General features: G+C 45.8%; 12 protein-coding genes. 3 read left to right on the top strand and 9 right to left on the bottom strand.

Features of this window, described 5'->3' with window-relative positions:
• Nucleotides 1-43 precede the first annotated feature (43 nt).
• The 9 genes from ACHA99_RS17230 to ACHA99_RS17190 all read right to left on the bottom strand — a co-directional run bounded on the left by ACHA99_RS17230 (nucleotide 44) and on the right by ACHA99_RS17190 (nucleotide 8346).
• Complete coding sequence (locus ACHA99_RS17230) at nucleotides 44-814, bottom strand: ABC transporter permease (protein ID WP_006080287.1); 771 nt, start codon at nucleotides 812-814, stop codon at nucleotides 44-46.
• Nucleotides 811-1749: an ABC transporter ATP-binding protein gene (locus ACHA99_RS17225; protein WP_173497293.1), complete on the bottom strand. Its 939-nt coding sequence runs from the start codon at nucleotides 1747-1749 to the stop codon at nucleotides 811-813. The genes ACHA99_RS17230 and ACHA99_RS17225 overlap by 4 nt, the downstream gene beginning before the upstream one ends.
• 203 nt (nucleotides 1750-1952) lie before the next feature.
• Complete coding sequence (hpt, locus tag ACHA99_RS17220) at nucleotides 1953-2483, bottom strand: hypoxanthine phosphoribosyltransferase (protein ID WP_028761726.1); 531 nt, start codon at nucleotides 2481-2483, stop codon at nucleotides 1953-1955.
• Nucleotides 2484-2490: 7 nt separating this feature from the next.
• Nucleotides 2491-3150 (bottom strand): flavin prenyltransferase UbiX, encoded by a 660-nt coding sequence (locus tag ACHA99_RS17215; protein WP_028761725.1) that lies wholly within the window; start codon nucleotides 3148-3150, stop codon nucleotides 2491-2493.
• A 1-nt stretch (nucleotide 3151) separates the two neighbouring features.
• The gene (mpl, locus tag ACHA99_RS17210; protein ID WP_263266255.1) at nucleotides 3152-4546 is read right to left on the bottom strand and encodes a UDP-N-acetylmuramate:L-alanyl-gamma-D-glutamyl-meso-diaminopimelate ligase; all 1395 of its coding nucleotides are present in this window, start codon (nucleotides 4544-4546) and stop codon (nucleotides 3152-3154) included.
• Nucleotides 4547-4744: 198 nt separating this feature from the next.
• Nucleotides 4745-5368, bottom strand: a complete 624-nt coding sequence (locus ACHA99_RS17205) for a hypothetical protein (protein ID WP_006080282.1) — start codon at nucleotides 5366-5368, stop codon at nucleotides 4745-4747.
• 169 nt (nucleotides 5369-5537) lie between these two features.
• Nucleotides 5538-6404, bottom strand: a complete 867-nt coding sequence (locus ACHA99_RS17200; RefSeq protein ID WP_393944048.1) for a sterol desaturase family protein — start codon at nucleotides 6402-6404, stop codon at nucleotides 5538-5540.
• A 131-nt stretch (nucleotides 6405-6535) separates the two neighbouring features.
• Complete coding sequence (locus ACHA99_RS17195; RefSeq protein WP_198572860.1) at nucleotides 6536-7567, bottom strand: DUF2804 domain-containing protein; 1032 nt, start codon at nucleotides 7565-7567, stop codon at nucleotides 6536-6538.
• Between the two features lie 215 nt (nucleotides 7568-7782).
• The gene (locus ACHA99_RS17190) at nucleotides 7783-8346 is read right to left on the bottom strand and encodes a porin family protein (RefSeq protein WP_393944045.1); all 564 of its coding nucleotides are present in this window, start codon (nucleotides 8344-8346) and stop codon (nucleotides 7783-7785) included.
• Nucleotides 8347-8534: 188 nt separating this feature from the next.
• Here ACHA99_RS17190 and ACHA99_RS17185 point away from each other — a divergent pair, with 188 nt between their 5' ends.
• From ACHA99_RS17185 to ACHA99_RS17175, 3 genes are all read left to right on the top strand, one after another.
• On the top strand, nucleotides 8535-9101 hold the full coding sequence (locus tag ACHA99_RS17185; protein WP_105250136.1) for a YajG family lipoprotein: 567 nt from the start codon (nucleotides 8535-8537) through the stop codon (nucleotides 9099-9101).
• 29 nt (nucleotides 9102-9130) lie between these two features.
• Entirely contained in the window at nucleotides 9131-9715 is a 585-nt protein-coding gene (locus ACHA99_RS17180; RefSeq protein WP_028761870.1) for a peptidylprolyl isomerase, read from the top strand.
• 73 nt (nucleotides 9716-9788) lie between these two features.
• On the top strand, nucleotides 9789-10109 hold the full coding sequence (locus ACHA99_RS17175) for a hypothetical protein (RefSeq protein WP_028761869.1): 321 nt from the start codon (nucleotides 9789-9791) through the stop codon (nucleotides 10107-10109).
• Nucleotides 10110-10147: the final 38 nt, after the last annotated feature.

The following is a 10147-nucleotide window of genomic DNA, read 5'->3' as shown; positions in this document are numbered from 1 at the left end:
CCTTAATGGCTCCCTTTTTCTATTACGCTCTAAAGAAATATGTCTAGGAACGCAGGCCTATTCCGCGCGAGACTAAGTAATACGCTAAGGTCCAAAGTGCGACACAGAAACCGATCATAATGGCGATGGATAATGGCACGCTGATATCGGCAAAGCCTAAAAAGCCGTAGCGGAACACGTTGATCATATAGACCACAGGGTTAAGTGCCGACACGCCTTGCCAAAATGGGGGCAAGAGTGACAGGGAATAAAATACGCCGCCAAGGTAAGTTAATGGGGTAAGCACGAAGGTGGGGATGATACTGATATCATCAAAACTCTTTGCAAAAACAGCGTTAATTAAGCCACCCAATGAGAATAGCACTGAGGTTAAAAATACCGTCATCACCACTAAACCTGCGTGATGTAAGCTAATGTCGACAAAGAACATGGCCACTAACGTCACTATCAGGCCAACACACAAACCGCGCGCCACGCCGCCGCCTACGTAGCCAGCAATCAGCACATAATGGGGCACAGGTGCCACCATCAGCTCTTCTAAATTACGTTGAAACTTGGCACTGTAAAATGAGCTAGCAACATTCGAGTAAGAGTTAGTGATCACCGACATCATGATCAAACCAGGGGCGATAAACTCCATATAAGATACGCCGCCCATTTCTCCAATCCGGCTGCCGACTAAGTTACCAAAAATCAAAAAATACAAGGTCATGGTAATCGCTGGCGGGACTAAGGTCTGGATCCAAATTCGCGTAAAACGATTGATCTCTTTACTTAAAATACTTTTAAAGGCAATAAAGTAGAGCTGATTCATGCTGAGGCTCCCTGAGTTTTCTTCACGAGTTCGACGAAGAGTTCTTCTAACCGATTAGACTTGTTACGCATCGATAGCACTTCAATATTAGCTGCGCTCAATTGGCTAAAGACATCGTTAAGATTATGCTCTTTCGCTACATCCACCTCTAAGGTATGAGAGTCGGTTAAGCGACAAGCCATGCCATCGAGCACGGGAGCCATTTCAGTATCGCGACGAAGATCGAGAATAAAAGTCTCCATATTCAGCTTACTCAGCAACGCCTTCATGCTAGTGCATTCCACTAAAATACCTTTATCGATAATGCCGATATTACGGCAAAGCATTTCCGCTTCTTCAAGGTAATGAGTGGTCAGGATGATCGTCACACCCTGCTGGTTTATTTGTTTGAGAAACTCCCACATAGAGCGGCGCAGTTCAATATCCACACCTGCGGTAGGTTCATCTAAAATCAATAATTTAGGTTCGTGCATCAGGGCGCGGGCGATCATTAACCGTCGCTTCATGCCGCCAGATAATTCCCGCGAAGGGCTATTGCGCTTTTCCCACAGATCCAGTTGGCTTAAGTATTTTTTGGCACGCTCAAGGGCGATAGGTTTTGGCACACCATAGTAACCCGCTTGATTCACCACAATTTGCAGCACGGTTTCGAACTGGTTGAAGTTAAACTCTTGTGGTACTAAACCAATGCAGAGCTTGGCGTGTTCGAGCTGCTTATCAATATCATAATCAAAGACTTTGACCGTACCTGAACTCTTCTGCACTAAGGAGCTAATAATACCAATCGTGGTGGATTTACCCGCACCATTGGGGCCGAGCAAGGCAAAGAAATCCCCTTGATTGACGGTAAGGCTGATGCCTTTGACCGCTTCTACGCCGCCTTTATAGGTTTTTTTAAGCCCTTCGAGTACCAGAGCATGGGTAATATTCGCCATATTTGTACCGATCCTTACACATTAGAAAGTAATAAGATGGTGCTAAAAAACACAATTACAATGATGGGTTGCAGAACTAAAGCAAAAAATTAGCTAATTGATTGAAAAGAAAAAATTTAATGATTCAATCATTAATGCTTTTTATATAGCCGCAAAAAGCAAAACTCCCGCCTGCTGCGGGAGTTTTAAACTGTATCGGACACTTAATCGAGTGGTACGACTTTGGCGATATAAGGTAGATTGCGATACTGCTCGGCATAATCAATACCATAACCTACGATAAACTCATCAGGGATAGTAAAACCGATAAAATCGACCTTCACATCCACTTCACGACGCTCAGGTTTATCCAACAGGGTGCACAGTGCAAGACTCTTAGGCTCCCGCAGTAACAACATCTCGCGCACTTTGCTTAAGGTGTTACCTGAGTCAATCAAGTCTTCCACAATCAGCACATCGCGACCGGCGATATCTGATTGCACATCTTTCAGCACTTTCACATCCCGTGAGCTGGTCATAGTATTGCCATAACTGGAAACCGACATAAAATCGATTTCAACATGGCCTTTAATGCGGCGACACAGGTCTGCCATAAAGACCACTGAGCCTTTTAACAAGCCGACCATCAGCAGACGTTCACTGTGGGCATAATGGGCATTGATTAGCTCGGCCATTTGATCCAATTTCTGGCTTATCTCTTCAGCAGAGATCATCACTTCGGTGGTGTGTTTCATATAAGTCTCAATTGTCGAGGTCGCGGTTAGACTGTTTGTCATAACCCCAGCGACTCGTTAATGCATGGTCAACGCCCAAATGATCGAGAATTCGAGCGACCATGAAGTCTACCAGATCTTCTACCGATTTGGGATTGTGATAAAAGCCGGGTGCAGCGGGCATAATGGTCGCGCCGAGGCGAGAAAGGCTTAACATATGCTCTAAGTGTATGGCACTAAAAGGAGTTTCCCTCGGTACTAGGATAAGCTGACCGCGCTCTTTAATCACCACATCGGCGGCGCGTTCGAGTAAATTATTACTCATTCCGGTAGCAACTGCCGCTAACGTCCCCGTTGAGCAAGGACAAATCACCATTTGTTTAGGTGCAGCGCTACCCGATGCAGGCGGCGAAAACCACTCATCTTTGCCTAATACCACTAACTCGCCAGCAATAATCACGCCTTTTTCGTGCAGCAAAGCCAACAGCTGGGCATGGGCTTTGTCACTGTTGGCGCTTAACTGTAAGCCGTGTTCCGTCGCCAATACCACTCGAGCGGCACTGGAGATCATCAAAAACACTTGATAACCCGATACCAACAGACACTCGAGTAGCTTAAGTCCATAGGGAGCACCAGAGGCGCCCGTCCAAGCTAAGCTAATCGCCTTAGTCGACTTTGCGTAGGCCATCTTAGCTAACCTGCTCTACAGTTGAAGCCTGTTCTAATGCGGCCAGCAGCTTCTTATGTAACCCACCAAAACCACCGTTACTCATCACCACTATGGTGTCGCCTGCTTTGGCGGTTGCTGCGACTTTGGCGACCACATCATCAATTTGATGTAACACAGTCACAGGGATCACCGCCGCTTCCATAGCTTCTTTCATATTCCAGTCAATGGTATCGGCTTGATATAAAAAGGCTTCGTCGGCTTGCATCATAGAAAAAGCTAAAGTGTCTTTATGGACACCGCTCTTCATGGTATTTGAGCGCGGCTCAAGTACCACAGTAATCTTGCTCTGCCCAACCTTAGCCCGCATGCCTTTTAACGTGGTCGCAATAGCCGTCGGATGATGGGCAAAATCGTCATATACGCTCACACCGTTAACGGTTCCGAGTAATTCGAGTCGACGCTTAGGTGGCATAAACTTAGCTAAAGCTTCAATTGCAGCACTCGGCTTAACGCCAACGTGACGCGCGGCAGCAATGGCCATCATGGCGTTTTCAATATTGTGCTGACCAATCAAATCCCATTCGAGAATACCTTGAGACTCGCCATCAAAAAATACTTCAAAGCGATGGCAATCATCACTTAACGCTTTGCCATACCAACCGCTGGTCGATTCGGTTAAATGATAGGTTTCTTGCTCACTCCAACAACCCATATCAATCGTTTGCTTAACGGCATGGGAATCGGCGGGCCAAATGATCTTGCCTTCACCAGGAACGGTGCGAACTAAGTGGTTAAACTGTTTTTGAATCGCAGCCAGATCGGCAAAAATATCGGCATGATCGAACTCAAGATTGTTGATCACTAAGGTACGCGGATGATAATGCACGAATTTCGAACGTTTATCGAAGAAGGCACTGTCGTATTCGTCGGCCTCAACGACAAAGAAAGCGGTCTTGCCTAAACGTGCCGACACACCAAAGTTTTGCGGTACGCCACCGATTAGGAACCCAGGCTCATAACCACAATCATCTAAAATCCAAGCTAACATGCTAGAAGTCGAGGTTTTACCGTGAGTGCCAGACACTGCCAGCACCCAACGCTCAGGCAAAATATGATCGGCTAAAAACTGCGGGCCAGAAGTATAAGGGATGCCAATGTTCAACACGGCTTCCACACAAGGATTACCCCGGCTCATGGCATTACCAATGACAACTAAGTCAGGATAGTGCCCTGCTTCACCCAGCTGGCTAGGATCAAAACCTTGAATAAGCTCAATGCCTTGGTCCTCTAGTTGCGTGCTCATTGGAGGATAGACATTGGCATCCGAGCCCGTCACTCTGTGCCCTTTGGCCCTAGCCAATAACGCTAGACCACCCATGAAGGTTCCACAAATCCCTAAAATATGTACGTGCATACCGCTCGCTCTGATGTGTTGAATTCACCGCCATTCTAATCCATCGGGCGACAGATTGGCAGGTAACAATCGGTGAAAAGCACTGCAATCGCAAATGACAGTTTTTAAATCCGTGGATTTCACATTCAAGTTGCAGCACTGAGATTTTTAGATAACAGGTCAACTAACACAAGGCCGAAAACTGTCGCAATGGAGGTCCTAACGTAAGTCACGGTAGAGCTGAGCGTGCTGGCTACGGTGCCGACTAAATAAGAATTGACGTAAGGCTTCACGCTCTTCGGTTTCGGCCTGAAACTTAACGAAGGCCAGACCTTTCTCGCTACGAATAGGCTCGATATCGACGCGCATAGTCTCACCATTGGGCAATTGTAATTGCAGATCTTTACTGCCTAACAATTGCTTAAATTGCTGCTGTGATTTAGCACGGATGGCCATGCCAGAACTGGATAACGAGGCAACAGACCATTGCTCACCTTGATCGTGGTCGAATATCCACACATCATCGGCCTGGGTTAACCGCCAACTGCGCTCCACTCCCGAGGCATCTAGCACTTCAGGCACACCTAAAGTGGGTTGAAACTGTCCAAAGTCATCCACTTTCATCAGTAGTGGAAACCAGAGTTTATAGGGCCCGACTTCGGCCAATAGAGTGAGTTTTGCCTTGCCGAGAATCGAGGCGATAACTTGCGGCACTTCAGTTGTGACTGTGAGCACGTGATTGACCAGGGGATCGTTAGTCAAGGCAGTGCCCACACGAGTCGGCGAAAAAAGTTCGCTAAAACAAGCAAGCTCCTCCGCGGATAATCGAGGTTCATCCATCATGATACGTCCTCCCAAGTTAAATTCCTTATCCCAAAAAGTACCACCAAAGCATGGGATTGTACATTTTTACACCAAAACAGTGGCAAAAAACGGAATATAGGCTAGCAAGGCTAAATTCAAGACTCTATTAGCCATTTGCGCTATTTAACTTGGAAAATGCAGTGGATTGTTATTCCACGCTTTTTAAACTGCTGGAAGGCGGAGCAAACAAGATACGTAGTCGTTGTTTAACACTCAAACCTGTCGCTGTGACCTCTGCAAACATGTCTCGCCATTCACTAAAAGTCACTTTAAAGGGATTAAAACTATTCACTGGCTTAGTGATGCCGTAAATCACAGTCTCCACTTCGGGCTCAAAGGTACCAAACAGCTTGTCCCAAATAATCAGCACGCCAGCATAGTTTTTATCTATATATTGGGGATTACGACCGTGGTGCACCCTGTGGTGAGACGGGGTGTTGAAAACCCATTCCAGCGGTCCGAGTGATTTAATCGCTTGGGTATGCACAAAAAATTGCAATCCCAGATTGAGTAATACCACAAACACCACCCAGTTTGGATCGAAACCTATGACCACCAGCGGTAACCAAAATACCCACATGCCTGCAAAGGGATACATTAAACTCTGACGAAACGCAGTGCTAAAATTCATATTCTCAGAGCTATGGTGCACCACGTGAGCCGCCCACATCCAGCGGACTCTGTGGCTCGCCCTGTGGAACCAGTAATAACAAAAGTCCTGCGCAACCATCAAGGCAATAAAGCTCAATGGGCCCATTTCAATATCGAATAACTTCCAACCAAAAATCGCCAAATATAGCTTAGCGATCAGCAAACCAGTGAGTAAATCAGCACCTTGATGCATGGCCGCGAGGCTGAAATTACACAGCACTTCTTGACCGCGATAACGTGCACTTAACGGTAGTCTTTGTCTTTTATCGCCAAAGTACCATTCCAGCAAAATACACACGAAAAACAAAGGTGCGAGCACCAGCAGTAACAGTTCTGGGTGCTGGATCAGCGAGGCGATATCCATATAAGATCATCCTGTTCTATTTTTATTTTATGGTTATTTTTATTGTTACTTTTATAAAAATTCTGACTGCATTCTATAAACCGCATTCAACGCCACAACGTAGGCAGCTGCGATCCGTTCGTCATCGTTAGCTACCAGCGGGCATAATGATCTTCGGCGAGTCCCAGAACATTATTTAACTGGTAACTGTGTCCTTGATTATCGGTAATAGTGCCGCTGAAATGGCCGATGAATTGGCGGAAATTACTCTTAAGCAAGAGCAAATTACGCTTTTCACTGCGACAATTGCGCGCCGCAAACTGCAAATCCACTTGGCCATTTTGACTGTGGACTCGCCAAACCTCGGCGCCGAGCGTGGCATGGCGATCAAACTCAAATTGCACTGGCCCAAGCAAATGACGCTCACCATTAATCCAAAAGACATTTTCAGTAGCCCCAGTTTCATTGACACCCGCCGCTAAATTAAGTCCCATAATGCCCTCATGGATCCGCGCGTTAATTGACGCCCAGCGCCAACTGGTATCACGGCGCATGTAACCCGCCGAAAAGTCATAGCCTGCTAAAGCTTGATTCAGCGGCTGCGGCTCATGACCCACAGTCAAACTACCTTTAACGGTCAAACCATTATGCTTTTGTGTGTAAGTCCAGCCGTTGTATCCAGTAGGACTACACATGGCCATAGGCAAACTTAAGGGGGCTGAGTGTAAAGTCACATCGGCTTGAATGTTTTTAGTATCAATTACTAACCGCCAACCGCCCTCTACAATCTCAAAGCTTAACTGCGCCCCTTTACGGCCAATACTACTTCGCCCCTCGGCGGGCGATGGCGTCATTTGATAGCCAAACCTCAAAGGTTTTAACCAATCAAGCTGGGTAAGTGTGTTGGTTTTTATGTCGTATAAATAACAAAAAGCACTGCCGACGTAGGCAATATCGGCAAGCGCGATGCCTAGGACATAACGCGGCGTGACCAAAGAGACAAACTGAAATTGTTTATAATCGAAATGCTTAGCCCACGCTGAAGCAGGTTTATCCATAGTATCGAAATAGGCAAAGTCCGCTAAACCTAAGGTTTTGACTATGCCATCGAAATGACCGAAATGGGGTAACCCCTTCGGATTGATCAGGTTATCTGGGGCGATTTGCGTTGCTATCGTTAACATGACTAAGCCTTACAAAAAAGACGCGGGAGCATCTATGCTCTCTCATTCTAAACATCGAATTTTTACTCTAACCTGTCCCCCATTGCATTAAAAGAGTGCAAGGACAAAATGTTGTCATTTTGTTGCCAACCAGTATTCGGTTTAATGTTTTAAATTCCTTGTTTGTAAAACGATTAAAGCGCCTAAAGGCGCTTTAATCGTTGGATAAGGAAAGATTAGAATCGGTAGCTAATACCAAAGTTGATCCCCTGTAATTCAAGCTCTTTCATCGGGATATATTGGTATTCCAAATTCAAACCGAATCCTGACTTAAATCGATATTGCCAGCCTGCAGCGCCATAAAAACCGACATCATCCGAGTCCATATCTTGTTTATCTATCTCATAGCTGACTTGAGTGTAAGCAGCGCCTAATTTGGCATACAGGCTGTTACCACGAGACAAAGCATATTCAGCGTAAGCGGCGGTTCTAACACCTTGGTAACGTAAATCTTTTATCTCACTGATGACGCTAACAAGCGCACTCGCCACCCCACCTGAACCCGCTAAATAACCCGCCTCAAACCCAAAATGCGCGTTGAGCATATAGCGGTAATATAAGTCGCTGGTTAAGGTGTCACCCGCATCATATTTACCGTTCTTAGTTTCAAATTCTTGGGTACCGTAACCTAAACTACCACCCAGTATATGGGCAGAATCGCCCGCGAGCGCATTGGAGCTCATCAGGCCTGACGCCAGCATCAGGCCAACAAATAACGAAATGAATGATATTTTTTCCATATTTAACCTGCCTTCCATGCCTTGTAACTATGCGAATAAATGATGTGAATGCACAGAAAACACGGATGTGAATAATGAGCACAAGATATTAGCAATAAAAGCTGTACCTCAACTGAATCACGGTGTTCTGTGGCATCAAAAGTGATTTCTGGTATGCTGTAGCCACTTTTACTTGTACGAGAGATCCCATGAAACGGCTATTACTGACCTTGACTTTCCCCCTGCTGTTCGCGGGCTGTGCCAGCCAAAATCCGACTCATATGGCTTTCAGCCCTCAAGTGCCCAATATCAGCCAACAAACGGCGCAACTTGTACCTATCGCTCTTGAAACGGTAGATACACGCACAGTCGATTATGTTGCTCGTTTTATTGAAGAAGGGACAAAAACACGTTTAGTTGGCCCGAGCGAACCGCCTAAACTGTTACTCGATGAAGTATTCCGCGCAGGTTTTGCTCAAGCGGGCTACCAAATCGACCCAAGCGCAACTAATTCAGTGCAAATTCAATTAGAAGAATTGCAAATGGATATCACTAAAAAGACCTTTGGCTATGAGGCAAAACACAGTGTGTTAATCGCAGTTCAAGCCAAAAATTCCACCCAAGAGCTGGTAAAACGCTATAAAGCCAAAGGCACTTTAAAAGGTCCTTTAACGCCCGATTTTGCAACCTTAGAACTGGATATGAACAAATTGCTCGGCCAACTTACCGGCGAGATTCTAAACGATCCTGAGCTTAATCAGTTTCTACAAAAATAACAGCGTCAGTTTATTATAAGGAAATCAATATGCTCCGTTGGATATCAGCCCTCTTACTCATCTTTATGAGTCATCATAGCCTCGCACTCGACATTCAGGCCGATACCTTGTATCCCAGAGTCGAATTTGATACTAGCTTAGGCAAAATAGTGGTCGAGCTAGATAGAACTCGTGCACCAATCACTGTCGATAACTTTTTAACTCATGTCGTTAAAGGCGAATACGACAACACAATATTTCACCGCGTGATCAGTGACTTTGTGGTGCAAGGCGGCGGACTCACCCCCAAGTATGAAGAGCTCCCCGAGGGTAAGCCGATAGTCAACGAATCAGGAAATGGCCTAACAAATAGCATGGGCACTATCGCCATGGCACGTGAAAACGAGCCGCACTCAGCCACTCGTCAGTTCTACTTTAACGTAGCCGACAACACTAAACTCGATCCCTCTAAACGTCGTTGGGGTTATGCCGTATTTGGTGAAGTGATTGAAGGTAAAACCGTCCTCGAAGCTATGGCTGTCGTTGAGACAGGAACTAACACTAAGCTCAATTGGCCCGATGTTCCTGTTACCCCTATCATATTGAAAAAAGCCAAATTATTACCAAAACAGTAATCAAAATATAATTTCGAGCAAAAGCGCTAATTTTGCATCTATACTGTGATAGTAAACAGAAAGGAGGCAAACGATGACGGCAACTGAGTTCATCGATAATAAAGCGCCCCAACTCGCCTTCTATGGAAAAGCGTTTTTGAGTGAAGAACTCGACTTCCATGAAGTGCAACTTTACTTATGGGACACGTTAGAAGAATGGCAGCAACTGAATTCGACTGGCGAAGCGCAAACTGAAACTGAAAAAGTGTTTTGGCACTTGCTCCACAGCTTTAACAGGTGGCCTGACTGTGTGATCCGCGGTAATCAATATCTGCGTAAGCAAGTAAATGATTGCTGTGACTACCTGAGTTTAGGCGGCCGAGTGCCGCAGGGATGCATCGGGATAAGACCTTAAGTTCAGCATTCCTATCGATAAAAAATGGCCCTGTAATA

The organism is Shewanella sp. S23-S33, from assembly GCF_043359565.1.
Taxonomy (GTDB): domain Bacteria; phylum Pseudomonadota; class Gammaproteobacteria; order Enterobacterales; family Shewanellaceae; genus Shewanella; species Shewanella oncorhynchi.
This window is presented reverse-complemented; position numbering and strand designations above follow the sequence as displayed.